At 60.2% G+C, this 23,671-nt stretch carries 28 protein-coding genes and 1 riboswitch; of the genes, 4 read left to right on the forward strand and 24 right to left on the reverse strand.

Going from position 1 to position 23,671, the window contains the following annotated elements:
• Positions 1-258 precede the first annotated feature (258 nt).
• From C4S59_RS15150 to petA, 6 genes are all read right to left on the reverse strand, one after another.
• Positions 259-1,050, reverse strand: coding sequence for an SDR family oxidoreductase (locus tag C4S59_RS15150; protein WP_103911368.1), 792 nt, complete (start codon positions 1,048-1,050; stop codon positions 259-261).
• Between the two features lie 16 nt (positions 1,051-1,066).
• Positions 1,067-2,020: a calcium/sodium antiporter gene (locus C4S59_RS15155; protein WP_103911369.1), complete on the reverse strand. Its 954-nt coding sequence runs from the start codon at positions 2,018-2,020 to the stop codon at positions 1,067-1,069.
• A 170-nt stretch (positions 2,021-2,190) separates the two neighbouring features.
• A complete protein-coding gene (locus tag C4S59_RS15160; protein WP_103911495.1) occupies positions 2,191-2,988 on the reverse strand; it encodes a S49 family peptidase in 798 nt (265 codons plus the stop codon).
• 147 nt (positions 2,989-3,135) lie between these two features.
• Positions 3,136-3,924: a cytochrome c1 gene (locus C4S59_RS15165; protein WP_103911370.1), complete on the reverse strand. Its 789-nt coding sequence runs from the start codon at positions 3,922-3,924 to the stop codon at positions 3,136-3,138.
• A 17-nt stretch (positions 3,925-3,941) separates the two neighbouring features.
• The gene (gene petB, locus C4S59_RS15170) at positions 3,942-5,267 is read right to left on the reverse strand and encodes a cytochrome b (RefSeq protein WP_103911371.1); all 1,326 of its coding nucleotides are present in this window, start codon (positions 5,265-5,267) and stop codon (positions 3,942-3,944) included.
• A 12-nt stretch (positions 5,268-5,279) separates the two neighbouring features.
• Positions 5,280-5,843, reverse strand: a complete 564-nt coding sequence (gene petA / locus C4S59_RS15175; RefSeq protein ID WP_103911372.1) for a ubiquinol-cytochrome c reductase iron-sulfur subunit — start codon at positions 5,841-5,843, stop codon at positions 5,280-5,282.
• A 238-nt stretch (positions 5,844-6,081) separates the two neighbouring features.
• Between petA and C4S59_RS15180 the strand changes: the two genes are divergently transcribed.
• The gene (locus tag C4S59_RS15180; RefSeq protein ID WP_103911373.1) at positions 6,082-6,741 is read left to right on the forward strand and encodes an outer membrane protein; all 660 of its coding nucleotides are present in this window, start codon (positions 6,082-6,084) and stop codon (positions 6,739-6,741) included.
• A gap of 18 nt (positions 6,742-6,759) precedes the next feature.
• Here the strand turns inward: C4S59_RS15180 and pssA are convergent, their stop codons facing one another.
• From pssA to thiB, 8 genes are all read right to left on the reverse strand, one after another.
• On the reverse strand, positions 6,760-7,515 hold the full coding sequence (gene pssA, locus C4S59_RS15185) for a CDP-diacylglycerol--serine O-phosphatidyltransferase (protein ID WP_103911374.1): 756 nt from the start codon (positions 7,513-7,515) through the stop codon (positions 6,760-6,762).
• Entirely contained in the window at positions 7,512-8,183 is a 672-nt protein-coding gene (locus C4S59_RS15190; RefSeq protein ID WP_103911375.1) for a phosphatidylserine decarboxylase, read from the reverse strand. Before C4S59_RS15190 ends, pssA begins: the two co-directional genes overlap by 4 nt.
• Before the next feature lie 93 nt (positions 8,184-8,276).
• Positions 8,277-8,882: a glutathione S-transferase gene (locus C4S59_RS15195; protein WP_103911376.1), complete on the reverse strand. Its 606-nt coding sequence runs from the start codon at positions 8,880-8,882 to the stop codon at positions 8,277-8,279.
• Between the two features lie 69 nt (positions 8,883-8,951).
• Complete coding sequence (locus C4S59_RS15200; protein WP_103911377.1) at positions 8,952-9,875, reverse strand: tyrosine recombinase XerC; 924 nt, start codon at positions 9,873-9,875, stop codon at positions 8,952-8,954.
• Positions 9,872-10,579: a DUF484 family protein gene (locus C4S59_RS15205; RefSeq protein ID WP_103911378.1), complete on the reverse strand. Its 708-nt coding sequence runs from the start codon at positions 10,577-10,579 to the stop codon at positions 9,872-9,874. The genes C4S59_RS15200 and C4S59_RS15205 overlap by 4 nt, the downstream gene beginning before the upstream one ends.
• 167 nt (positions 10,580-10,746) lie before the next feature.
• Positions 10,747-11,448 carry a thiamine ABC transporter ATP-binding protein gene (locus C4S59_RS15210; protein ID WP_103911379.1) on the reverse strand — a complete coding sequence of 234 codons (702 nt, stop codon included), beginning with the start codon at positions 11,446-11,448 and terminating at the stop codon, positions 10,747-10,749.
• The gene (locus tag C4S59_RS15215; RefSeq protein ID WP_103911380.1) at positions 11,441-12,949 is read right to left on the reverse strand and encodes a thiamine/thiamine pyrophosphate ABC transporter permease ThiP; all 1,509 of its coding nucleotides are present in this window, start codon (positions 12,947-12,949) and stop codon (positions 11,441-11,443) included. The genes C4S59_RS15210 and C4S59_RS15215 overlap by 8 nt, the downstream gene beginning before the upstream one ends.
• Positions 12,925-13,908, reverse strand: a complete 984-nt coding sequence (gene thiB, locus C4S59_RS15220) for a thiamine ABC transporter substrate binding subunit (protein WP_103911381.1) — start codon at positions 13,906-13,908, stop codon at positions 12,925-12,927. The genes C4S59_RS15215 and thiB overlap by 25 nt, the downstream gene beginning before the upstream one ends.
• 49 nt (positions 13,909-13,957) lie before the next feature.
• A riboswitch (TPP riboswitch) is annotated at positions 13,958-14,066 on the reverse strand.
• Positions 14,067-14,160: 94 nt separating this feature from the next.
• Here thiB and aroC point away from each other — a divergent pair.
• Positions 14,161-15,261: a chorismate synthase gene (gene aroC / locus C4S59_RS15225; RefSeq protein ID WP_103911382.1), complete on the forward strand. Its 1,101-nt coding sequence runs from the start codon at positions 14,161-14,163 to the stop codon at positions 15,259-15,261.
• A 175-nt stretch (positions 15,262-15,436) separates the two neighbouring features.
• On the opposite strand, the gene ureG is transcribed toward aroC, so the two are convergent.
• The 10 genes from ureG to C4S59_RS15270 are packed head-to-tail and all read right to left on the reverse strand — an operon-like array spanning position 15,437 to position 21,829.
• The gene (gene ureG / locus C4S59_RS15230) at positions 15,437-16,072 is read right to left on the reverse strand and encodes an urease accessory protein UreG (RefSeq protein ID WP_103911383.1); all 636 of its coding nucleotides are present in this window, start codon (positions 16,070-16,072) and stop codon (positions 15,437-15,439) included.
• A gap of 14 nt (positions 16,073-16,086) precedes the next feature.
• A complete protein-coding gene (locus tag C4S59_RS15235; protein ID WP_234994788.1) occupies positions 16,087-16,791 on the reverse strand; it encodes an urease accessory protein UreF in 705 nt (234 codons plus the stop codon).
• Positions 16,715-17,209, reverse strand: coding sequence for an urease accessory protein UreE (locus C4S59_RS15240; protein ID WP_200813234.1), 495 nt, complete (start codon positions 17,207-17,209; stop codon positions 16,715-16,717). The genes C4S59_RS15235 and C4S59_RS15240 overlap by 77 nt, the downstream gene beginning before the upstream one ends.
• Before the next feature lie 59 nt (positions 17,210-17,268).
• On the reverse strand, positions 17,269-19,029 hold the full coding sequence (gene ureC / locus C4S59_RS15245; protein WP_103911384.1) for an urease subunit alpha: 1,761 nt from the start codon (positions 19,027-19,029) through the stop codon (positions 17,269-17,271).
• Positions 19,030-19,078: 49 nt separating this feature from the next.
• On the reverse strand, positions 19,079-19,831 hold the full coding sequence (locus C4S59_RS15250; RefSeq protein WP_103911385.1) for a hypothetical protein: 753 nt from the start codon (positions 19,829-19,831) through the stop codon (positions 19,079-19,081).
• A gap of 33 nt (positions 19,832-19,864) precedes the next feature.
• A complete protein-coding gene (locus C4S59_RS15255; RefSeq protein ID WP_103911386.1) occupies positions 19,865-20,254 on the reverse strand; it encodes a lysozyme inhibitor LprI family protein in 390 nt (129 codons plus the stop codon).
• On the reverse strand, positions 20,254-20,559 hold the full coding sequence (locus C4S59_RS15260; protein ID WP_103911387.1) for an urease subunit beta: 306 nt from the start codon (positions 20,557-20,559) through the stop codon (positions 20,254-20,256). The genes C4S59_RS15255 and C4S59_RS15260 overlap by 1 nt, the downstream gene beginning before the upstream one ends.
• Entirely contained in the window at positions 20,556-20,726 is a 171-nt protein-coding gene (locus C4S59_RS19715; protein ID WP_200813235.1) for a hypothetical protein, read from the reverse strand. The genes C4S59_RS15260 and C4S59_RS19715 overlap by 4 nt, the downstream gene beginning before the upstream one ends.
• A 26-nt stretch (positions 20,727-20,752) precedes the next feature.
• Entirely contained in the window at positions 20,753-21,055 is a 303-nt protein-coding gene (locus C4S59_RS15265) for an urease subunit gamma (RefSeq protein ID WP_103911388.1), read from the reverse strand.
• Between the two features lie 3 nt (positions 21,056-21,058).
• Positions 21,059-21,829: an urease accessory protein UreD gene (locus C4S59_RS15270; RefSeq protein WP_234994789.1), complete on the reverse strand. Its 771-nt coding sequence runs from the start codon at positions 21,827-21,829 to the stop codon at positions 21,059-21,061.
• A 389-nt stretch (positions 21,830-22,218) separates the two neighbouring features.
• Here C4S59_RS15270 and C4S59_RS15275 point away from each other — a divergent pair, with 389 nt between their 5' ends.
• Entirely contained in the window at positions 22,219-22,926 is a 708-nt protein-coding gene (locus C4S59_RS15275; protein WP_103911389.1) for an ABC transporter permease, read from the forward strand.
• A complete protein-coding gene (locus C4S59_RS15280; protein ID WP_234994790.1) occupies positions 22,919-23,662 on the forward strand; it encodes an ATP-binding cassette domain-containing protein in 744 nt (247 codons plus the stop codon). The genes C4S59_RS15275 and C4S59_RS15280 overlap by 8 nt, the downstream gene beginning before the upstream one ends.
• The last annotated feature ends 9 nt before the right edge of the window (positions 23,663-23,671 follow it).

Genomic DNA, 23,671 nt, shown 5'->3' on the forward strand with positions numbered 1-23,671 from the left:
TGCAAAAAGTTGACCCCCTGATCAAGGCCAAAGGCATCCACGGTTTCTGTGGATAACTCTATGGGCAAATCCGAAGGAATTGGAAAATTTCGTTGGTTTTTAAGGATTTCGCTGATTTGCACAAATTTTAAGCACATAAATAAGCGTTTGTTTTTGCACAATATTTTTTCTTAAAAGCCCAAAACACTGATTTTCCTAAAGCTTTTGTGAACACTATATGACGTCAATCATGATTGTGCAGAACTGACGTCCAATAGGTCACTCGACCCCCAAAACATCCGGCGTTTGCCATGCAAGATGTTGACCTCCGTCGACACACAGCAGTTGGCCGGTGATGGCCGGCGAATCGCAGAAATAGCTGAGCGCGCCGGTTATATCCGAGGTATTCGCACCGCGCCCCAAAACCGTCGCCGCGCGCTGTCTTTCAAAATGGCTATCGCTTTGACGACCGCCCTGAAGCGTCGGACCGGGGCCGATGGCGTTGACACGGACTTTATCCGCCATCGCCTGCGCTGACGTGCGCGTAAACGCCCACAAACCCATCTTGGCGATTGTGTAGGTCATGAACTCGGGCGTCAGTTTGTGCACGCGCTGATCGATCATATTGACTATCAATCCACGCGCCAGCGGTTCGCCGTATTCATCCGTCGCCGCATCCGGCATCTGAGCATAAAGCGCCTGCGACAAAACGAAAGGCGCGCGCAGATTGCTTTCCATGTGCCGGTCCCAGCTGTCGCGGGTGGCAGAACCGATATTGTCGTATTCGAAAATCGACGCGTTGTTGACCAGAGTGCTTATCGGACCGCCAAGCGCCCTGACCGCCTCGGGCAGCAGGTTTTGCACAGCGTCCTCATCCAGCAGGTTCGCCTGCACAGCCACCGCATCACGGCCCTTGGCTTTGATCTCGTCCACCACGGCCTCGGCTTCATCCGCCGAACTGTTGTAGTGCACGGCCACGTCATAGCCCTTGTCCGCCAGACAAAGCGCCATCGCACGGCCCAAGCGTTTACCCGCACCGGTTACAAGTGCTCGGTTCTGAAAGTCTGACATGAGCGGATCCCTGGTCTTAGATCAGTACTGAAACGACATAGCCCACATATAGCGCAGACAAGATCACACCCCAAACCTTCCCGATATTCTGACGGAAAAAGACGAAGGGGATCAGGATCAGCGTCGATCCCAGCATGACCCACAGGTCATAGCGCAGGAATTCTGGGTCCACATCCATCGGCTTGATCAGCGCGGCCACACCGATGATGGCCAGCAGGTTGAACATGTTCGACCCGATCACGTTGCCAAGCGCCACATCCGCCTGACGGCGCAGTGCCGCCATAACCGTTGTCGCCAGTTCCGGCAGGGATGTCCCGATCGCAACCAGCGTCAGACCGATCACCGTTTCCGATACACCGAACATGCGGGCGATTTCCGTGGCGCTTTCAACCAACAGGTTGGCACCCAGCGGCAGGCCCACAAGGCCCAGAACAAGGAACAGGCCAACCTTCCAGCCCGCCATATCGGGATCAGCGCCCTCGGGCTCTTCTTCGTCGTCCTCGCTGGCCGCGGCCCCTTCCCGACGGTGGCGCAGGGAATCGACAATATTGTCCCCCAGCGCCAAGGCCAAAGCGCCCAGAAGGATCAGGCCCGCAATCCAGTCGAACGTGCCGCGAAAGGCCAGCCCGATGAACAGCACGGTCGACGCCAGCATAACCAGATAGCTTTTGCGCGAGTCGTGTTCAGCTGTGTGCATCACCGCGATCAGCGCAGGGATCCCCAGAACCATCAGCACGTTTGCCGTGTTCGATCCCACAACGTTACCCAGCGCGATCCCCGGCACGCCGTCCAGCGCGGCCTTGATCGAAATCAGCAGTTCCGGCGCAGAGGTCCCGAAGGCCACGATGGTCAGGCTGACGATCAAAGCAGGGATGCCGACGCGCAGTGCAAGGTTCACAGCGCCTTTCACCAGTGCGTCACCCGCCAGCAACAAAATGACGAGTCCCAAAGCTGCAGTCAGCCAAACCATACTACTTTTTCCCTTGAGTACAGGGGCACGGGCCCTTGCCTATCTTGTAGCGCCCACAATTGCTGCAGACGCCCGGCAACCTGCGTCCTGCCTTAGGCATCCGCAGACGGCCAAACATGGCCAGTACGGCCATGCCAATCAGGAAGAGGACGACAATCTTGATAATCACGTCAAAGCCCGAAGCGCGCGAATTCGGCGCGTTCCTCGATTTCTGTTAGTCCATCCCGCAACAGCTGCGCACCGAAACGCGCGAACAGCGGGCGGCGCTGACTGTAGCGGCGGAAACGGACCTTATCGCCGAACCGCGCCTTCATCACCGTTTCCAGATGACCTACGCCATCGGCCAGACCAACCTCAACCGCCTTCTGGCCGATCCAGACCTCACCGGTGAACAGATCAGGGTTGTCGGCCAGCTTGTCGCCGCGACGCGACTGGATTTGCCCGATGAAGTTGTCATGCAACTGCGCCAGCAGGCTGTTCAGCCGCTCGATGTCTTCGGGATTTTCCGGTTTAAACGGGTCCAGCATCGACTTGGATTTACCGGCAGTATGCACGCGGCGTTCGATGCCCTGCTTTTGCAGGAAGACATGCGCGCCGAAGCCTGCCGAAATCACACCGATCGACCCGAGGATCGAGCTCGCGTCGGCAAAAATCTCATCCGCCGCAGAGGCGATCCAGTAGCCGCCAGAGGCCGCTACATCTTCGACAAAGGCGAAAACCGGCACCTCCTTTTCCTCGGCCAGCCGACGGATGCGGGCGCCGATCAGGCTGGATTGTACGGGCGATCCGCCGGGCGAGTTGATCTCAAGCGCGACGGCGGCAGGTTTGCCCTTACTGAAAGCGCGGGTCAGCAGCGGCGCCAAAGACGCATCGGACAATGTCCCGCGCCCGCCACTGGCAATCGTGCCTTGAAGGCGGATGACCGAGACAACCGGTTTGGATTTGAGGAATGGCAGCTTTGATCTCATGCCATTGGACTTAGATTGCCCACCTTCAACAAACAAGGGGACGGCCCGATGGAACGCAGGGGAATTTTGCAGTGACGCAAACATGCACAACAAAAAAGCCCCGCCAAAGTGGCGGGGCTTTTGTAATTTCAGTAGGCGAAAGACCTATCAGTCTTTTTTGCGGCCTTTGATCGGTGCCCAGATCTTCTTGTTCACCAGATACAGCAGAACCGACAGAACCGTCAGGAACAGCACGCCAACAAAGCCAGCCTGCTTGCGGGCCATCATCTTGGGTTCCGCTGTCCACATCAGGAACGCAGCAACGTCCTGAGCTTCCTGCTCGATCGTCGCTTCGACTTCTTCATTCGCGTACTCAACGTCGTCACCGTACAGCGGCGGAGCCATCGAAATCCAACCGCCCGGGAAGGCAGTGTTTTCGTACAGGGTCACACCAGCTTCGACTTTGTCTTCGCCTGTGTAGCCTGTCAGCAGCGACGCGATGTACTCGGGGCCGCCCATGCCTTTGAACAGCTGGTTCAGACCAGAGCCATAAGGACCGTGGAAGCCCGCGCGTGCCTTTGCCATCAGGGACAGGTCAGGCGCGCCAACACCGTTGTTTTCCGGGAAGTGATCTGTCGGAACCGCAGGGCGGAAATCTTCCAGCTCTTCGTCATAGACTTCGAAGTTTTCGGCCGCGAAAGCGCGAACCTGATCTTCGGTATAGCCCAGACCTTCTTCCAGATCACGGATCGGTACGAATTTCAGACCGTGGCAGCCTGCGCAAACTTCGGTGAACACCTGAAGGCCGCGCTGCAGCTGGTTTTGGTCATATGTGCCGAAGGGGCCTTCAAAGCTGAAAGCGTAGTCTTCGACGTGGCCCTCACCACCGGCAGCAAATGCGCTGCCGGATGTCAGGCCGAGTGCTGCTACAGCAGCGATAGCGAGTTTTCTGAACATCTTCTTCAGATCCTTTCTTACTCGGCCGGAGTGGCGTCAGACTTGGGGTAGTGCGCATCGAAGTCCGCTTCGATGGTTTCCGGACGCGGCTCGGGCTTTTCGATAACACCCAAGAGCGGCAGGATTACCAGGAAGTAGCCGAACCAGTATGCAGACGCGATCAGCGAGAAGCTTGCATAGGGCTCTTCTGCGGGCATCGCACCCAGCCACATCAGCAGGAAGAAGTCGATGACCAGAAGGACGAACCACATCTTGAACTGCGGACGGTAGCGGCCGGAACGAACGCTGGATGTGTCCAGCCACGGTGCCAGCGCCATAACCGCGATCGCACCGAACATCGCCAGAACACCAAAGAACTTGGCGTCGATGATGCCACCTGTGACGAAGGACGCGATTTGTACGACCCAAACGTCAGCGGTGAAGGCACGCAGGATCGCGTAGAACGGCAAGAAGTACCATTCCGGAACGATGTGCGCAGGTGTGACCAGCGGGTTCGCCTCGATGTAGTTATCGGGGTGGCCCAGGTAGTTCGGCATGAAGCCAACGATCGCGAAGAACACGACCATAACGATGGCCAGCGCGAACAGGTCCTTGATCACAAAGTAGGGCCAGAACGGAACGGTGTCCTTTTCAGCGTCTGCTTTGGATGTGCGGCGCACTTCAACACCTGTCGGGTTGTTGTTGCCTGTCGAGTGGAACGCCCAGATGTGAACGATCACCAGACCTGCAATCACGAACGGGAACAGGTAGTGCAGCGAGAAGAAGCGTGTCAGCGTGTAGTTGTCTACAGCCGGTCCGCCCAGCAGCCATGTCTGCAGCGTTTCGCCGATGAACGGGATCGCGCCAAACAGGCCGGTGATAACGGTCGCGCCCCAGAAGGACATCTGACCCCAAGGCAGAACGTAGCCCATGAACGCGGTGCCCATCATCAGAAGGTAGATGAGGATACCGATGATCCATGTGACTTCACGCGGTGCTTTGTACGAACCGTAGTACAGGCCACGGAAGATGTGGGCATATACAGCAACAAAGAACAGCGAAGCGCCGTTTGCGTGCAGGTAACGCAGGGCCCAGCCGCCGTTCACGTCGCGCATGATGTGCTCGACCGAGGCGAAAGCCAGCGTTGTATCTGGCGTGTAGTGCATAACCAGCGTGATGCCGGTGATGATCTGCAGTGCCAGAGTGAATGTCAGTACGATACCCCAGATCCACATCCAGTTCAGGTTCTTGGGTGTGGGGATCATGATTGTGTCATAGAGCAGACCAACCACCGGAAGGCGCGAATGCAGCCACTTCTCGGCGCCGGACTTCGGCTCGTAATGATCGTGTGGAATTCCAGCCATCTCTACTCTCCCTTATCCGAGAAGGATCGTGGTTTCATCCACGAACTGCGCTGTTGGAACCGGCAGGTTCTCGGGTGCGGGGCCGCGACGGATGCGGCCGGACGAATCGTAGTGCGAACCGTGGCAGGGGCAGAACCAGCCGTCATAATCGCCAGCGCCGTTGCCCAGAGGCACACAGCCGAGGTGCGTACAAACGCCCATCATGACCAGCCATTTGCCGTCTTCGTCCAGCGAACGGTTTTCGTCTTCTGCCGACGCTGTGCCGTCGATGTTGGCGTTACGCGCCAGCGGGTCGATCAGCTCGGACACGTCAACTGCACGTGCCTCGTCGATTTCAGCTTGGGTACGGTTCCGGATAAATACGGGCTTTCCCAACCACTTAACAGTCATCTGGCTGCCTTCAGCGACGCCGCTGATGTCGACACGGATGGTCGACAGAGCACGAACATCAGCCGAGGGGTTCATCTGATTGACAAGCGGCCATACCGCCGCACCGGCGGTCACGGCACCTGCACCTGCGGTGGCATAGTAGAGGAAGTCCCTCCGGGTGCCTGCGTGGTCTTCTGCGTTTGACACGAGGTTTTCTCCATTCCTGGGCCGTCCAAAAAACGACCAAAATTCAGGGTCGCACCGCGCCTGCAACACGGCGTTCTGGCGCGCTATGTAACGAGGTCAGCCTGCTCCGTCTAGATCACAACGCCGAGAGATCAAGAAAAGCGCCCATGTGTCGCGGTTGAAAGGAACGATTCCGACCCCCAATTCGTTAACCAATAGCTAAACCTCTCAACTCTCCTCCCTTCCTCCCGAGGTAGCCATGAAAAATTCACTAAAACTGGCCGTGGCGGCCAGCGCCATTTCTATGGCAACTCCTGCTTTGGCTGAATTCGAACTTTCGGCCTATACCGGTTGGCAAAATGCCAACGACAGCACGGTCACCGGTACATATCCGCAGACCGGCGCCCAGATCGACGCAACCGTCGGCTGGGATGGCAAATCATTCGAAGCACCGCCCTATTACGGCCTACGCGGTACATGGTGGCGCACGGACAATTTCGGCTGGGGTGTCGAATTCACCCACTCCAAGGTCTATGCCGAAGAAGATGATGCACGTGCGATCGGCTTTTCCGGTCTGGAATTCACCGACGGCCTGAACATTTTGACCGCGAACGCCATGTACCGCTGGCCGAGCGCCGCCTTGGGGGCAACGCCCTATGTCGGTGCGGGTCTGGGTATCTCCGTTCCGCATGTCGATGTGAACTCGACCAACGGTTCTGACACCTTCGGCTATCAGATCGGCGGCCCCGCCGCGCGTCTGACGGCTGGCATGTCATACGACCTGACCGAACGCACAGCGCTGTTCACCGAATACCAGTACACGATTTCGGATAATGAAGTTGAATTGGATGGTGGCGGATCGCTCAGCACCGTGATCGAAACAAACGCGATCAACTTCGGTGTGTCGCTACGCTTTTAACGCAAACGGCAGGCCCGATTACTCGGGCTTGCCCAGACCACGCGGGCGGGTGATCAGCTTCCAGATCACAACGCCGATATAGACAAAGCACAGCGCGATCAGGCTCAGCCACGCGTATGTGACCAGCAAAGCCCCCACCAGAACAAAGCCCACCATAAAGATGCGGACATCGCCGCGCGGGACTTTGACCGTCTTGAACGACCACGTGGGCACGCGGCTGATCATCAACAGACCAATCCCGCCCATGTAAAGCGCAAGCAGCAGGTCAGGCAGCACCGGATCTGTGCCAAAGCCGAAGGAAATGAACATCGGCAGCATGACAAGCGCTGCGCCCGCAGGCGACGGCACCCCGACGAAATAGGCGTTCTCACTGCCTTTGCCGGGCATTTCCTCTTTCCGCGCTACATTGAACCGCGCCAGACGCAGAACGCAGCACACCGCATAGACCAGCACCGCCAGCCAGCCCAGACCACGGAAATCCTCAAGCGCCCAGTGATACAGGATCAAACTGGGAACGACGCCGAAGTTCAGAAAATCGGCCAGCGAATCCAGTTCCGCGCCCATTTTGCTGTCAGACCCAAGCGCACGGGCAATCCGCCCGTCCAGCCCGTCCAGCACAGCGGCCAGAAGAACCAGTTGCACCGCCAGTTCGTACTGGCCGTTCAGACCGAAACGAATGGCCGTCAGCCCCGCGCAAATGGCGGTAATGGTCAGCATGTTCGGAATCAGCTGAACCAGAGACAGTTTTTCGTTTTTGCGGTCAGGTCGGGTCATGCGTTGTCCTGTGTCAGGCGGGCAATCACGGTTTCACCGGCAATCATGGTCTGGCCGATCGACACTTCGGTGCCGACACCTTCGGGAAGGTAAACATCCAGACGCGATCCAAAGCGGATCAGGCCAAAACGTTCGCCACGGCGCAGGTGATCGCCCTCTTTCGAGAAACACAAGATACGTCGCGCGACCAATCCGGCAATCTGAACAACCCCCAGATCACGGCCATCATCCATGCGGATCACGATGCCATTGCGTTCGTTGTCCTTGCTGGCCTTGTCCAACGAGGCATTCAGGAACTTGCCCGGCGTATAGGCCACCTTGACCACCTCGCCCGGAACCGGCGCGCGGTTGATGTGGCAATTGAAGACCGACATGAAGACGCTGACGCGCAGACGCGGCGCATCGCCCATGCCCAGTTCGGGCGGCGGCGACACGGTTTCGATCAGGGACACGATGCCATCAGCAGGGCTGATCACAAGGCCCGGAACCTGCGGCGTGATGCGCGCGGGGTCGCGGAAGAAGTAGTAGCACCAGACAGTCAGGCCCACGCCGATCCACCCCAGCGGTTCCCAGATCAGGAACAGAACAACGGTGATCGCGGCAAAAACACCGACAAATTTGAAGCCTTCGGGATGCATCGGCTTCAGAAACGTGTCGCGCATGCGCATGGTCAAATCTCCTGTAACGGTGGTCCGCTGGATGCGCGGGCCAAAGATGTTACGCCTGCCCTAGCCCCCCGCCGCGACGGTGGCAAGGGTCGCTTAGCCTTGTGGAACCGTTGCCTGCATGGAGGGACGCTGGGAAAACTTTTCGTCCCAAGCGGCCAGTTTCGGCCGTCCGTCGCGCCAGTTGCGGTCGTCATGGCGCAAATCCAGATAGCCCAGTGCACAGCCAACCGCGATCTGGCCTGCGTCAAGCGGCCCTGCAAGATGGCTCATCCAGCGCTCTTCCAGCGCGTCCAGACAGCGCGTGACCTTCAGCCATTGCGCCTCGATCCATTCCTGACTCTGGATTTCGGGCGCGCGGTAGCGCAGCTCGTACACCATCGACAACGCCGCTTCGAGCAAACCGTCCGCCGTAGCCTCAAGCGTCAGAACATCCCAAATCCGCGCGTCGGGATAAAGCCCCGCACCAGCGCGGTCGCTCAGATAGCGGGTGATTACTCGGCTGTCGTACAGCGTTGCGCCATCATCACGCACCAAAGCGGGGATTTTGCCGATGGGATTCAGCGCTGTCAGTTCCGCATCAGGCTCCATCACCGAGTTTGCACCTGTTACCATCTCGACCTCGTCGAACTGGCCGGTTTCGTGCAATGTCACAACAACCTTACGGACAAATGGCGATGCGCTAAGCTTCAGCAGCTTCATGGGAGCCCCCTCTTTCCAATGCGTTCGTGTGGTGACCGTAGGGTCGCCCCCCGCAGATGGAAAGCGCCTTTATGCTTTGGGATGCGCCTTTTCGTAGACTTTCATCAGGTGCACCGTATCAACCGCCGTATAGGCCTGTGTCGTCGACAGCGAAGAATGCCCCAGCAGTTCCTGAATAGCCCGCAGATCGCCCCCTGCCTCAAGCAGATGGGTGGCAAAGCTGTGGCGCATGGCGTGGGGCGTGGCCGTCGACGGCAGGCCAAGCTGCATCCGCGCGGCTGCGGTTACCTTTTGCACCATCCGCGCCTGCAACGGCCCGCCACGGGCCCCGCGAAACACCGGATCGTGTGTGCCAATCGGGAACGGCGCCATTTTGACGTATCGCGCGACGGCCTCTCGGGCTGCGGGGATCACCGGAACGATCCGTTCTTTTCCGCCCTTCCCGATGATCCGCAGCACATCGCCCAGCGGCAGGTCGCGGCCCGTCAGGCCCAATGCCTCGGATATCCGCAGGCCGCAGCCGTAAAGCAGCGTCACAACCGCCGCATCGCGCGCGCCGATCCAATCAGCCCGCCCCTGTTCACCCACGGTATCAATCACCGCACGGGCGGCATCTGCCGACAGAGGACGAGGCAGTTTTTTCTGAAAACGCGGCGCGCGGGCGGCAAGGACCGATGTCGCCTCGAATCCCTCACGCTCGGACAGCCAACGATAAAAACTTTTGACGGCAGACAGTTTACGCGCTGCTGATCGCGGTGCCACCCCCTGCCCGCGCAGATGCGCCATCCACGACCGCATGTCGGACACGGTGATGCGCGACAAAGGGCCAAGGCCCTGTGCCTCGGCATAGTGGTTGGTCATGAAGGCGATGAAATCCAGAACATCCGCACGATAGGCGTTCAGCGTATTTTCCGACGCGCCTTTCAGTGCAGCCATCGAGGCCAACCAGTTTTCCAGCGCGTCCCGCGCCTGTGCGGAAATCCCGAGTGTCACGACAACCAGCGGCGCATGGACCGTTCGAACACACCGGCAAAGAATGCCAGAAGGTCCGTGCCGTGCTGCGGCGTAAACTGATGGGGGTCTTCGGCACCGAAGACCAGCAGACCGGGCTGACGGCCTTCGCCGAAGTCCAGCTTCAGGCAGGCCTCGGACCGCAGGTAGCTGCCCTTGTCGCCGTAAATGCGTGCATCGCCTTCGTGCATCTGGCGCAGGGTCACCTGACGGACCGGCAGATTACGGCCTTCGGTCAGATAGTCATTGATAAAGCCCGATTGCGCGATGCTAAGAACATCACCCAGACGGTTCAGCGCCTGATCCTGTTCGCCAGCAGGCGATTCCAGCACCAAGCGGACCGCATCCACGCGTAGGATATCGGCCACTTCGCCACCCAGTTCGCGCAGGAAGGCCTCGAACTCGATCGGGTCCAGCATGCGCAGGATCGCGCGGTGGATCTGATTGGTACCGGAAAGGTTTTCATAGGCCGCTGCAATCACCGACCGGTGGGTTTCTTCCAACCGGTCCAGACGCTGTTCCAGACGATCCATCGCAATGCCGCGCAGATCGACGATATTGGCGCCCATTGCCCGTTCATTGGCCGCAACCAACGCCCGCATCAGATCGGCGTCTTCAAGCACAATATCCGGGCTGGTCAGGATTTTTTCGCGCAAATCGCCTTCAATACGCGCACTGCTGGTCATGGTTGGCCTCGTGTTCTTTTCGCTACCTTACCAGAAAATGGCAGGTGCCTGAGAATTAATTTCTCACTTATTCGCTCGGCGTCATGTCTCTACTTTGGGGCCGCGTCTGTCAACGAAAGCTTGGTGAAAGTTTATGACAAAACGCGCGGCGTTGTGGGCATGTCACGTCATGCCCCACCAAGGTATTGCGCAAGCGCAGGCGGCGGGTTGTCGAGCAACGGGCCCGTGGGTTGCGGCGCATGGGCGATGCCCTCGCTGACCAGAACGGTTTCCGGCGCGAACCGCCGCGCATCGTTCGGATCATGGGTCACGATCAGCACCAGCGCCTGCAGCCGGTCGGCCACCTTTGCCAGCAAATCCAGCATTTCGGCCTTCAGCGCGGGCCCCAGCGCCGAGAAAGGCTCGTCCAGCAACATGATGGGGCGTTCCTGCAAAACCACCCGCGCCAATGCCGCGCGACTTTGCTGACCACCGGACAATTGCGCCGGCTTGCGCCCGCCCATGCCAGCAAGCCCCACATCCGCCAAAGCCTGCGCAATCTTCTCGCGGCCCTCGGCCCCGATGCGCCCCCCGTCTGGGCGCAAAGCCAGCGCCAGATTGCGATCAACCGTCAGGTGCGGGAACAGGTTGTTGTCTTGGAATAGCATCGCCAAGGGGCGTTCTGCGGGCGACAGATCGGTGAAGGGCTGACCGTTCCACGACACCGCGCCAGACACCAAAGGCCGGAAGCCCGCAATCGCATCTAGAAGCGTCGATTTACCTGCGCCGGACGGCCCGATCACGGCATAGCGACCCGCTGCCCGCAAACCCAGATCAGCCCGCAGGTCGAAATCGCCCTCTTTCAGATGCAGGCCCTTCAACTCAAGCATTCACGCGTCCCCCACGGTCAAACAGCCAGAACAGCCCGAGGCTGAGCATCAACAACAAAAGCGCCGCCCCCTGCGCCGCCTCCATCTGGTATCGGCCCATCAGTTGGTAGACGTGCAAAGGCAAGGTCGCACGGTCCGGATCGGCAAACAGCGCGATGACACCCAGATCACCCATCGACAGTGCCGCGGTCAAACCCGCCGCAAACCCCAAAGGCCGCCGCAAACGGGGCAGATAGACAAAGCGCACCCAAGCCCACGGCGTCAGCCCCAATGCGGCGCTGAGCCGCGCATGGTCCTGTCGGATCGCCTCGGCCTCAGGCCGCAGAATGCGCAGGGCAAACGGCAGGCTGACCAATGCGTTGATCACGGCCGTAACTGGCAAGGCCACGGACAACGGGTTGATGTAAGGCCGCAGGATCAGGAACAGCCCCGTGCCCAGAACCAAGGGCGACAATGCGATGCCCAGAAGGCCGATCAACTCGCCCCGCCGCGTCGCGAGCGGCAGCGCCCAGAGGATGCACAGCAATGTCGAGCCCAAAGCGACCGACATCGAATGCCCCGCCGCCTGCCACACCGATGCGCTCAACATTGGCAAACCCGCCAACCCATTCCACGCAACCAGCGCCAAGGGCATCAGCAGGAACAGCGCGGCCAGCATGATCCAGAGCGTATCCAGCGCCAAGCCGAACCGCCCCGCATCAAACCGCATAACGACGCGATCCAAACCAGAGCCGAACCCATCACCCCGTGCCAGCGCCAAAGCGCCCACACCTGCGACCACGGCCAGTACCAACTGCACCAAAGACAGGCTGGCCGCACGGGCCAGATCGAAATCAAAGCGCATCGCCTGATAGATCGCCAGTTCAACCGTCGTCGCCTTCGGCCCGCCACCCAAGGTCAGCGCCACCGCAAAGGACGACAGGCAAATCACAAAGATCACCGCAAAGGCCCCGGGCGCGACGCGCAGCAGCATGGGCCACTCCAACACCTTGTACGCCGCCCACGGGCGCAGCCCCAAGCCAGCAGACAACCGAAACCGTTCAGACGGGATCGCCAGCCACCCTTGCAACAACATCCGTGTCGCCAAGGGCAGATTAAAGAACACATGCGCAATGATGACCCCGTGCAGGCCATAGATCGTCATGCTTGGCAGGCCCAAGGCCCGCAGAAGTCCGTTGAAAATCCCGTTGTTGCCGAACACCGCGATCAGGCCCAGCACCGCCACGATCACCGGCAGGATGAACGGCGCACCCAACAGGGCCACCAAGGCCCCGCGCCCGACAAACCGCCGCCGCGCCAACGCGCGGGCCACTGGAATGGCAAACAACACGCTGAGCCCCGCTGAAATCACCGCCTGCGTCAGCGTAAACCGGATCGCGCCCCAATCACCGGGCGCGAACCCGCCAACCCCGCCAGCCCGCAGTGACACTGCCACCACGGGCCCAAGGGTTAAAAGCGCGACAAGCGCGCCCGCGATTATTGCGAAAGCGCGGTGCGCCATGCCTCGATCGCTGTATCACGCAGCTCGGCTGCTTCGTCTTCGGAATAGAACAGAACTTTTTCGGGCAGGTTCAGCTCTTTGAAACCTTCCGGCCATTTATCCTGTTGCAAAGCCGCAGGGATCGACCAGTTGCCCGTGGCAATCATCGACTGGAACTGTTCAGACAGCACAAACGCCATGAACTGATCGGCCAGTTCCGGCACATCGGTGCTGGCGACTTTGGCGGCGAGTTCGACCATGAAGTAGTGACCTTCAGGGAAAATCGCGGCCTTCTTGGTGCGGTCTTCTTCGGCGATGATGTGGTATGCAGGGGATGTCGTGTAAGACAGCACCATGTCCGCCTCACCATCGGTGAACAAACCATAGCTTTCCGACCAGCCCTTGGTCACAGTCAGCACCTTGGGTGCCAGCTTTTCCCAAGCCGCCTGCGCCTGATCGCCGTAAACCGCCTGCACCCACAGTGCCAGCGCAAGGCCGGAAATGGATGTGCGCGGGTCCTGAATGACCAGCTTCAGATCGTCGTCCGAGTTCACCAGAGCATCAAAGCTGGCGGGCGGGTTGGCGATTTTCTCTTCGTTATAGATAAAGGCCGTGTGCCCGTAGTTATAAGGCAGGAAGATCGCGTCATCCCACTCAAGCGGCAGGGTCAGTGGCGACAGGTCCACATTGTGCGGCGCAAACAGGCCGGTTTCGCGGGCCTTTTTGGTGACATCGGTGTTCAGGCCGAACACGATATCCGCTTCGGTCTGGTCGCCTTCCAGCAGGATGCGCGGCAACAGATCGCCCGGCTTGAACTGCAGATCGCAGCCGCATTCCGCTTCGAACAGCTCTTCAATCTTGGGGCCCGGCCCCCATTCGGATGTGATGTAGTCAGGTGCGTAAACCGTCAGCACATTGTCCTGTGCTGTCGCGGCAGTTGCCGCCATCAGTCCCGCAGCGATGATAAAGCCCTTGGTCATGGCATTCTCCATTCTGCGACGGACGGGCAAGGATGGAGCGGGACAAGGGTCCGTGGGCCATGGCCTTCCCTCCGCCGGTGTTAACCGGTTCAGGTTCGACGGGTTCGCGAAGCGTCGCATCTCAGCTTGGACCAACCCAAGCACCCCGAGGTGCGGCAACAGCTAGTGCCCCACGTAGGTGGATTCAAGCGAAATCCCTTGAGGGTCCGCGTCCCCTGCCCTAGGACGTCACCCAAGATCAGGAGATGCTTCATGAGCTTCAACACATTCGGCCACCTTTTCCGCGTCACCACATGGGGCGAAAGCCACGGACCCGCCCTTGGCTGCACCGTCGACGGCTGCCCCCCTGGCGTTGCCGTGACCGAAGAAATGCTGCAGCACTGGCTGGACCGCCGCAAACCGGGCCAGAACCGCTACACCACCCAGCGCCGCGAACCTGACGCGGTGAAAATCCTGTCGGGCGTGTTCGAAGGCAAAACCACGGGCACCTCGATCCAGTTGATGATCGAAAACACCGACCAGCGATCCAAGGATTACGGCGAAATCGCCGAAACCTTCCGCCCCGGTCACGCCGATATCACCTACTGGCAGAAATACGGCATCCGCGACTATCGCGGTGGCGGCCGCTCGTCGGCGCGCGAAACAGCCGCCCGTGTGGCCGCCGGCGGCATCGCCCGCGCTGTTCTGGCCGACATGCTACCTGACCTGAAAATCACCGGCTACATGACACAAATGGGCCCGCACGGCATCACCGGCGACCGCGACATGGCCGAGATCGAGAACAACCCCTTCTGGGTGCCATCAGCCGCGACCGCTGATCAGTGGGCCGAGTATCTGGATGGCCTGCGCAAATCCGGCAGCTCCGTTGGTGCGGTGATCGAAGTTGTGGCCCAAGGCCTGCCCGCAGGTATCGGCGCACCGATCTACGCGAAGCTGGACACCGATCTTGCAGCCGCGATGATGTCGATCAACGCAGTCAAAGGCGTTGAAATCGGCGAAGGCATGAACGCCGCCGCCCTGACTGGCGAAGAAAACGCCGACGAGATTTCCATGGGGCCGGACGGCCAGCCGATCTACGGCTCGAACCACGCAGGCGGCATCCTTGGCGGTATTTCTACCGGTCAGGACGTCGTCGTGCGCTTCTCGGTGAAACCCACATCGTCGATCCTGAAACCGCGCGGGTCGGTCACCAAATCCGGCAAGGAAACCGAAGTCGTCACTAAAGGCCGCCATGACCCCTGCGTCGGCATCCGCGCCGTCCCGGTGGGCGAGGCGATGATGGCCTGCGTTCTATTGGATCAGATTCTGATGGACCGCGCCCAGACTGGCGGCAAGCGCGGTCAGATCGGTTAAGGGTTCCGCCGCGCTTCGCGCGTCGGCGTAGTGGGGGCTCTGCCCCCTTGGCCTTCGGCCAATTCCCCCGAGGTATTTGTCGACAGAAAATACACTGTGTTCTTAGTGAGATTTTCTGTCCCCAAATACCTCCGCCGGAGGCTCCCGCAATCAGACCTTGCGCGAGGTTTCTGATTTACTCGGCAGCGATGGGTTTCAGGTCCAACCCACCGATATCGCAGAGAAGGTCGATGATCTGATCCACGCCTTTGTTGTGCTTGTTCTGCGCAAAAACAAAGGGCTTGCCCGCCCGCATCCTGGCCGCGTCCCGCTCCATCACTTCAAGCGACGCACCCACGTAGGGTGCCAGATCAGTTTTGTTGATCACGAGGATGTCGGATTTACAGATCGCCGGCCCGCCTTTGCGTGGGATTTCTTCGCCCGCGGCCACGTCGATCACATAGATCGTCACATCCGCCAGTTCGGGCGAGAACGTTGCTGACAGGTTATCCCCGCCTGACTCGATCAACACCAGTTCCAGATCGGGGATCGCTTTGGTCAGCTCATCCACCGCCGCCAAGTTGATCGAAGCATCTTCACGGATCGCCGTATGTGGACAGCCCCCTGTTTCCACGCCGCGAATACGTTCCAATGGCAGCACCTGCATCCGCATCAACGCTTCTGCGTCTTCGCGCGTGTAGATGTCATTCGTGATCACCGCCATCGACAGGCGTGGACCAAGGGCGCGCGCCAGTTGGGCGGTCAGTGTCGTTTTGCCAGCGCCCACAGGGCCGCCGATACCGACACGCAATGGGCCGTTTGGGGATGCCATAAGAAACCTCCTGTTCAGGACCGGAAGAGCCGCGTTTCCAGCACTTCGTGCCGCGCGGATGAGATATCGATAAGGGGTGCAAAGCCGCCGATGTCGTCGATTGGCGTGTCAGCCGCCTGCGCCACAACGTCAGAGCAGATCGCCGCGGCCTTAGCCAGCACAGCCTGACCGTCGCTTTGCCCCAAGGGGATCAGCCGGACGCCTGCGTGAACGAGGTTCGATGCCATGCCCAACAAACATGCCTCGGCGCTCGGGATACGGGGCAGGCCCATCAGGGCCGCAGCGCGACCAGCCGCAACGGGATAGGCCATATCGGGCAAATCCAGCTGCCAGACCTTGCGCATCGTGGCGGCAAAAGCCGCGCCTTGCAGCATGGTTTCGCGACGCCGTTCCTCGGTGCCGGAAAGCGCGGCGGCCAGTTCAGCGACCTCGGCCAGATCGTCCCCCGCATCATAGGCACAGCAAAACAGCGCTGCATCCGTGGCCCCCGCGCCAAAGCGCAGCACGGTTTCCAGCCAGTCCTCCATATCGCCAACAGACGCCACCCGCCCCTCGGCCACCATCGCCTCAAGCCCATGGGAATAGGCAAAGCCACCCGTCGGGAAGGCGGGCGAAAATACTTGGTGAAGGGTCAGGAACGGATCAGCCATGGGCATGCACGTGGGTGTCAGGACCGTGGCTGTGCGAATGATCATGCCCGTGGGTGCGACCGTGCCCATAGGCCCCGCCTTCCGGTGTGAAGGGTTCGACCACCTCGGCCAGTTCCGCGCCCAGACGCTCTAACATATCGCGCAGCACGTGATCGCGCTGGATCAACAGGCGATCCTCTTCGATCTGACAGGGGGTGTGGCGGTTGCCGATGTGCCACGCCAAACGAACCAGCCCATTGCCGCGCACCTCTAACAACGGCTCTGGCGCGGCAACCACTGTCACCTCACCCGCGTCGGTCACCAACACGCCACCCGCATCCAAAGACGTCGTTTGCGGCAGATCCACCAGACAGCGACGATCATCCGTCAGGGTAATCACCTTGCGGCGCAGAAAACGGCCTTCGTAATCCAGAACCACCTCTCCGATCGGGGTGGCATGGGCGTGACCGTGGTAAGCATGGGCGGTGAGCATGAGCGGGCCATTCATCGTAGTGTCAAAGGGTGTCACAGGTGGCCCGACGCCGGTCGGACCCTGAGACTGGGACGTTAGAACAGGAAATAGCGCTGCGCCATGGGCAGCTCTTTTGCCGGTTCGCAGGTCAGCAATTCGCCGTTCGCGCGCACCTCGTAGGTTTCGGGGTTCACCTCGACCTCGGGCGTTGCATTGTTCAGGATCAGGTCCTTTTTGCCGATGTTGCGCGTGTTGCGCACGGCCAGAGTCTGCTTCGACAGACCCAGCTTTTCGCCAATGCCTTCGGCCTGCGCGGCCTCGGACACGAACACCACGGCCGAGTTTTCGACCGCCTTGCCATAGGCCCCGAACATCGGGCGGGTGTAAACCGGCTGCGGTGTCGGGATGGAGGCATTCGGATCGCCCATCTGCGCGCAGACAATCGAGCCACCGATCAGAACCATCTCGGGCTTCACACCAAAGAACGCGGGGTTCCAAAGCACCAGATCGGCGCGTTTGCCTTCCTCGATCGACCCGATTTCATGGGCGATGCCGTGGGCAATCGCTGGGTTGATCGTGTATTTCGCCACATAGCGGCGGACGCGATAGTTATCGTTATCGCCGGTTTCTTCAGGCAGGCTGCCGCGCTGTTTCTTCATTTTGTCGGCGGTTTGCCATGTGCGGATGATCACTTCGCCCACGCGGCCCATGGCCTGACTGTCCGACGCGATGATCGAAAACGCGCCCATGTCGTGCAGGATGTCTTCGGCAGCGATGGTTTCGCGGCGGATGCGGCTTTCCGCAAAGGCCACGTCTTCTGGCACGCGCTTGTCTAGGTGATGGCATACCATCAGCATGTCCAGATGCTCTTCCAGCGTATTCACCGTGTAGGGGCGTGTCGGGTTGGTGGATGACGGCAGCACGTGGTCTTCGCCACAAATCTTGATGATATCCGGCGCGTGTCCGCCACCCGCTCCTTCGGTGTGGAAGGCGTGGATCGTGCGGCCCTTCATGGCCTTCACGGTGTTTTCGACAAAGCCGGATTCGTTCAGCGTGTCGGTGTGGATCATCACCTGAACGTCCATGTCGTCGGCCACAGACAGACAGCAATCAATCGCACCGGGGGTCGTGCCCCAGTCTTCGTGCAGTTTCAGCGCGCAGGCACCGCCTTTGATCTGTTCGATCAACGCCTCGGGCAGAGACGCGTTGCCCTTACCCGCGAAGGCAAGGTTCATCGGAAAGGCATCTGCCGATTGCAGCATCCGACCAATGTGCCACGGACCCGGCGTACAGGTTGTCGCCAAAGTGCCATGCGCAGGCCCCGTGCCGCCACCCAGCATTGTGGTCAGGCCGGAATGCAGCGCGTCTTCGATCTGTTGCGGACAGATGTAATGGATGTGGCTGTCAAAGCCGCCAGCCGTCAGAATCTTGCCCTCGCCCGCAATCGCTTCGGTGCCCGGCCCGACGATGATGTTCACGCCCGGCTGTGTGTCAGGGTTGCCCGCCTTGCCGATCTTGGCAATACGCCCGTCTTTCAAGCCCACGTCGGCCTTAAAGACACCACTGTGATCCACGATCAGCGCGTTGGTGATGACGGTGTCCACCGCCCCACCTGCACGGCTGGTCTGTGCCTGCCCCATCCCGTCGCGGATCACCTTACCGCCGCCGAACTTCACCTCTTCGCCATAGATGGCAGAATTGGCCCCCGAACCGCCAGTCTGGGCCGAGCCGACCGCCTCGGCGGTCAGATCACGCTCGACCTCGATGATCAGATCGGTGTCGGCCAGACGGACGCGGTCGCCGGTGGTGGGGCCGAACATGGCAGCATAATCAGCACGGGAAATCTTGGCGGGCATAAGGTGTCCTTAACGGTAAGGGGTCGTTTCTGTACGTCCTGAGCGGGGATCAGGACGTGGGTTTCTTGGGCGATTTGTCGGGCATCGCAGGCGGCATGGACGGCTGACGTACCACTTTGCGCTTGGATGCGAATTCCGCGTCTTTAGACGGCGTTGCAGGCGCTACCGGTTTGGACGTGGCGGTCTTGGCAGGCGTCGCCTTAACGGGTGTTGCCTTGGGCGGGGATGCTTTGGCAGCGGGTTTCGCTGGCGCAGCTTTAGCGGCAGGCTTGGGGGCCGCCTTTGGACGTGCCGTGGTCTTACGTTTCGGGGCCGCTCTTTTCGCAGCAGGTTTTGCTGCAGGCTTTGCCGGCGCTTTGGGGGTCGCAGGTGCGGGTGTGGCTTTGACCTCGGGCGCAGCCGTTTTGGCCGCTGGTTTCGGTGTCGGCGCAGGGGCTGCTTCGGCCTTAGGTGCGGGTTCGGCCACCTTTGCGGCAGCAGCGGGCTTTGCTGGCGTCTCCGCCTTGGGCGCGACGGCAGGTGTTGGTTTGGCTTTCACAGGCTCGACAAGCTTGGGCTTGGAAGGCACCGCTTTTGGTTTGTCGTAGACAGGCGTGTTCGCCTTGGCCGCCACAGGTTTGGACGCGGTCTTGGCCGCAGGTTTTGACGTGCGGGTCGTTGCAGGATTTGGAATAGGCCAGCCCATGCGCTGCATCGCGCGCGGGCTGATCGTTGCCTCGTACATCACTTCGGCAATCTTGATCTGTTGCACCCAGACTTTCTGGGTCAGGTTCATCCAATTCGTCACTGGTGTCGTCATCATGTCTTCACCTCCTGAAACCGGACCAATGGCCGGTCAGTTGAGCTCTCCGAAAATACGTAAATCTTCTGTTCTGTTTCTCGTTAACCGTTCCAAACACATAAAAAATATCATGTTCTGCATGGTGCCACCGCGTGCCATCAGGCTTTCCGCCTCGCAGGCTTGGTCCCGAAACGGAAGCCATGCCCGCTGCGCATCACGCAGGATATCGACGGCAGGCACCTGACCGTCTTGCAGGTATTCATCCATGGACCGCGCACGCTCCATAGCCATTTTGTAGGCGAGGTTCAGATCACCATCCGCCGCCTCATACGCGCGGGCCGCGCAGCCGGTCATTTCGGCCTGAGACGTCGCATCAGGGCAATCAAGCGCCTGCGCCGCAACGGGGCTTGCCAGTGTTACCAAAACTGCCAGCCCACGCAGCATCACAGCGCCCCCATAACCTTTTGGTTGAAGCCGTACACCACACGGTCCCCCGCGAGCGGGATCAGCGATACTTCGCGGCGTTGACCGGGTTCAAAGCGCACCGCTGTGCCCGCTGCGATATCCAGACGGCAGCCTCGGGCCGCGTCACGATCAAAATCCAGCGCGGGGTTCGCTTCGGCAAAATGATAATGGCTGCCCACCTGCACCGGACGGTCGCCCGTGTTGGCCACCATCAGCGTAAACGCTTCGCGGTCGCTGTTCAGGGTCAGGTCGCCCTCGGCAGGAATGATTTCGCCCGGGATCACGCCCGTGCTCCTCGTGCCCAAGCCAGAACGCCCGCCAAAGCCACAACGGCCAATGCGCCCGCGACCAGACCCAAGGACGAGCCGCTGTCGCCATGCACATGCAGGCCCGGATGGGCCGCCGCCTGTGTCGCTGTAAACATCGCGCCGAATGCCAGTGCTGTCCGCATGATGTGTCCTTTCCTATCGTTCAGAATTATCGAATGGGGTTGTGCACGGTCACCAGCTTGGTGCCGTCGGGAAACGTGGCTTCGACCTGAACCTCGTGGATCATTTCGGGCACGCCTTCCATGCATTGTTCACGGCTGATCACCTCGGCTCCCGCCTGCATCAGATCGGCCACGCTGCGCCCGTCGCGGGCACCTTCGACCACCGCATCGGTGATCAGCGCAATCGCTTCCGGGTGGTTCAGCTTCACGCCGCGTTCAAGCCGCTTGCGGGCCACGATGGCGGCCATGGAAATCAGAAGCTTGTCTTTTTCACGGGGGGTCAGTTGCATAAGTCAGATCATCCAGGGTCTTGGCAGGTCCGCACCATTCAGATGGCGCAGAACGGGAATAAGGGATTGGCGCAGATCGAACCCGTCAGGGGCCAGAATGCGCAGCACGATCAGGTCATCATCAAGGGCCGAGGCACCTGCGGTTTCGGGCAGCATCGCACGCAGCGTCTCCAGTTGCGCAGAGGCCCCGGGCCATGCGGCGATCACGGTGGCCATGGCCACGGCACCACCGCCCAGATGCGCGCGGTTCAGCGCGGCTTGCGCATCGCCTGACAGGCGCAGGCGGTCGGCAAAGACCAGCCTTCCATCACGACGCACAGAAATCCGGTCCATCAGGTCAAGCTGAGTCACGGTTTCGCCCATCAGGGCACGCCCAAAAATCAGGCTTTCAACACCCAGAAACCGCGCATCCGCCGCCATGGTCACGTCCAGCCGACGATCCAGCGCGGCGTGGTCAAACAGGATCGTTTCCTGCGGCAGCCAATCGGCCCGCGCGCCCGAAGCGATCTCAAGGCGGTTCACAACCTGCCCCGGCTTGCCCGGCATCGCGCGGTAAATCCGCTCGGCCGCCTGCGAGGTCAGCACCAGATGCGCACCTTCATCCGCCGCGGCCTCAAGCGTGAACTGGTCACCGCCTGTGATGCCGCCTGCGGTGTTCAGCCAAACACCTGTCATCGGCCCATTCGCAGGACCATGTGGGAACAGCATCTTGGAAGAACCGGACACGGAAAACCCGCCAATCACAGTCGCCTTATCCCGACGCTTTGCCCGCAAAACAACCGCCCCCCGCGCGCGCTGCGCGGTGACTTTGGGTTCGCTGGCAGTGGTGTGATCGTAAGGAATTGGACGGTCCTCGGTTGGTCGCGATCAGAGTTGGCCCAACTCTGCACGGGCGAACAGGGACGGCCAAGAGCGAGACACCCGTCGCGCACCGAGTCGCCCATTTATGCGGCAATCACCGCCAGATTCGCCCAATAATTAATCCGAATTGAATCAACTTCGTGAAACCAACCCGATTTCCCCGATAAACCGACTATTTCGCACAGCAATTCAGCAGAACGCAGACTAAAGCATGTGGTCCCCGTGATGCTTTTTTCTTGCCTTTCTTGCAATTTTTCCCAAATCTGACTCTTAAGCGGGAAATTTTGCAAGATTGGGAGGATTTGCAAAACATGGGCGACGCACTGCACCTTGCAGGACAGCTGGTTTTGTCAGGCGATCCCGATCTGTGGGAAATCGTCCTGCTGTCCCTGCGCGTCAGCCTGATTGCAACCCTGATTGCCTGCATCATCGGCCTTGCCATCGGGTCGCTTCTGGCCGTGTCCCAATTCCGTGGGCGCGGCGCGGTTCTGGTGGTGATCAACGCGCTGATGGGCCTGCCGCCTGTTGTCGTGGGCCTGATCGTCTATCTGAACCTGTCGCGCTCTGGTCCCTTGGGCTTTCTCGGGCTGCTTTACACCCCGACAGCCATGATCATTGCGCAGACGATCCTGATCACCCCGATCATCGCGGCGCTGTCGCGCCAGATCCTTGAGGACCTGAACCACGAATACGCCGAACAATTCCGCTCTTTCGGCCTGTCGCGCATCGGCCAGATGAAGGCGCTGCTATGGGATGGCCGCTTTGCCCTTCTGACTGTCGCTCTGGCCGGTTTTGGCCGCGCCGTGGCCGAGGTGGGGGCGGTGATCATCGTGGGCGGCAACATCGATCATCTGACGCGGGTCATGACCACGGCCATCGCCTTGGAAACCTCCAAAGGCGACCTACCCTTGGCTTTGGCGCTGGGAATGATCCTGCTGACAATTGCCTTGGTGGTAAACGGATTTGTCCAATCGGTACGCAGCACAGCAACAAGGGCCGCCTATGCGTGATTTCCTTGATATGCCCGACGCGCGCACGCGCCATGAACAGGGGCTGGCCCTGTCAGGCATCAGCCTGTCGCGCAACGGCACGTCCCTTTTGAACGACATCACCTGCGCCCTGCCCCCCAGCGGCATCACCGCCGTGATGGGCCCGAATGGTGCTGGCAAAAGCCTGCTGCTGCGCGTGGCGCATGGGTTGATCGACGCCGATCAGGGGCTGGTGCTGTGGCAGGGCGATGCCGTCACCGAAGAGGCCCGCAAAGCGCAGGCCATGGTGTTCCAGAAACCCGTTCTTCTGCGCCGCTCGGTCGAAGCGAACGTGGATTTCGCCCTGAAGGTCGCAGGCATCCGTCATCCGTCCTTGCGCGATGCACTGCTGAACCGCGTTGGCCTGAAGGGCCGCAACAAACAGCCAGCCCGCCTTCTGTCCGGTGGCGAACAGCAGCGCCTTGCGCTTGCCCGCGCCTTGGCCACCAGCCCAAAGCTGCTGTTTCTGGACGAACCCACAGCCAGCCTTGATCCCACCTCAGCCCGCGTGATCGAAGACATCCTGCACGAAGAGCGCGAGGCCGGCACCAAGATCGTTCTAGTCACCCATGACGTGCCACAGGCGCGCAGGTTGGCTGATGATGTTCTGTTTTTAACCAGTGGTCAGCTGCATTGCCATCAGGACGCAGCCAGCTTTTTCCAAACACCGGACAGCGCAGAAGCCGCACGCTTTCTGGCCGGTCATATTCTGAACTAACCCTTTTCT

The organism is Thalassococcus halodurans (assembly GCF_900108225.1).
Classification (GTDB): Bacteria; Pseudomonadota; Alphaproteobacteria; order Rhodobacterales; family Rhodobacteraceae; genus Thalassococcus; species Thalassococcus halodurans.

Coding starts and splice junctions, on each gene's coding strand:
- C4S59_RS15150 (WP_103911368.1), bottom strand. CDS start 1,050: ATGTCAGACTTTCAGAACCGAGCACTTGTAACCGGTGCGGGTAAACGC.
- C4S59_RS15155 (WP_103911369.1), bottom strand. CDS start 2,020: ATGGTTTGGCTGACTGCAGCTTTGGGACTCGTCATTTTGTTGCTGGCG.
- C4S59_RS15160 (WP_103911495.1), bottom strand. CDS start 2,988: ATGAGATCAAAGCTGCCATTCCTCAAATCCAAACCGGTTGTCTCGGTC.
- C4S59_RS15165 (WP_103911370.1), bottom strand. CDS start 3,924: ATGTTCAGAAAACTCGCTATCGCTGCTGTAGCAGCACTCGGCCTGACA.
- petB (WP_103911371.1), bottom strand. CDS start 5,267: ATGGCTGGAATTCCACACGATCATTACGAGCCGAAGTCCGGCGCCGAG.
- C4S59_RS15180 (WP_103911373.1), top strand. CDS start 6,082: ATGAAAAATTCACTAAAACTGGCCGTGGCGGCCAGCGCCATTTCTATG.
- pssA (WP_103911374.1), bottom strand. CDS start 7,515: ATGACCCGACCTGACCGCAAAAACGAAAAACTGTCTCTGGTTCAGCTG.
- C4S59_RS15190 (WP_103911375.1), bottom strand. CDS start 8,183: ATGCGCATGCGCGACACGTTTCTGAAGCCGATGCATCCCGAAGGCTTC.
- C4S59_RS15195 (WP_103911376.1), bottom strand. CDS start 8,882: ATGAAGCTGCTGAAGCTTAGCGCATCGCCATTTGTCCGTAAGGTTGTT.
- C4S59_RS15205 (WP_103911378.1), bottom strand. CDS start 10,579: ATGACCAGCAGTGCGCGTATTGAAGGCGATTTGCGCGAAAAAATCCTG.
- C4S59_RS15210 (WP_103911379.1), bottom strand. CDS start 11,448: ATGCTTGAGTTGAAGGGCCTGCATCTGAAAGAGGGCGATTTCGACCTG.
- C4S59_RS15215 (WP_103911380.1), bottom strand. CDS start 12,949: ATGGCGCACCGCGCTTTCGCAATAATCGCGGGCGCGCTTGTCGCGCTT.
- thiB (WP_103911381.1), bottom strand. CDS start 13,908: ATGACCAAGGGCTTTATCATCGCTGCGGGACTGATGGCGGCAACTGCC.
- aroC (WP_103911382.1), top strand. CDS start 14,161: ATGAGCTTCAACACATTCGGCCACCTTTTCCGCGTCACCACATGGGGC.
- ureG (WP_103911383.1), bottom strand. CDS start 16,072: ATGGCATCCCCAAACGGCCCATTGCGTGTCGGTATCGGCGGCCCTGTG.
- C4S59_RS15235 (WP_234994788.1), bottom strand. CDS start 16,791: ATGGGCACGGTCGCACCCACGGGCATGATCATTCGCACAGCCACGGTC.
- C4S59_RS15240 (WP_200813234.1), bottom strand. CDS start 17,209: ATGAATGGCCCGCTCATGCTCACCGCCCATGCTTACCACGGTCACGCC.
- ureC (WP_103911384.1), bottom strand. CDS start 19,029: ATGCCCGCCAAGATTTCCCGTGCTGATTATGCTGCCATGTTCGGCCCC.
- C4S59_RS15250 (WP_103911385.1), bottom strand. CDS start 19,831: ATGATGACGACACCAGTGACGAATTGGATGAACCTGACCCAGAAAGTC.
- C4S59_RS15255 (WP_103911386.1), bottom strand. CDS start 20,254: ATGCTGCGTGGGCTGGCAGTTTTGGTAACACTGGCAAGCCCCGTTGCG.
- C4S59_RS19715 (WP_200813235.1), bottom strand. CDS start 20,726: ATGCGGACAGCACTGGCATTCGGCGCGATGTTTACAGCGACACAGGCG.
- C4S59_RS15265 (WP_103911388.1), bottom strand. CDS start 21,055: ATGCAACTGACCCCCCGTGAAAAAGACAAGCTTCTGATTTCCATGGCC.
- C4S59_RS15280 (WP_234994790.1), top strand. CDS start 22,919: ATGCGTGATTTCCTTGATATGCCCGACGCGCGCACGCGCCATGAACAG.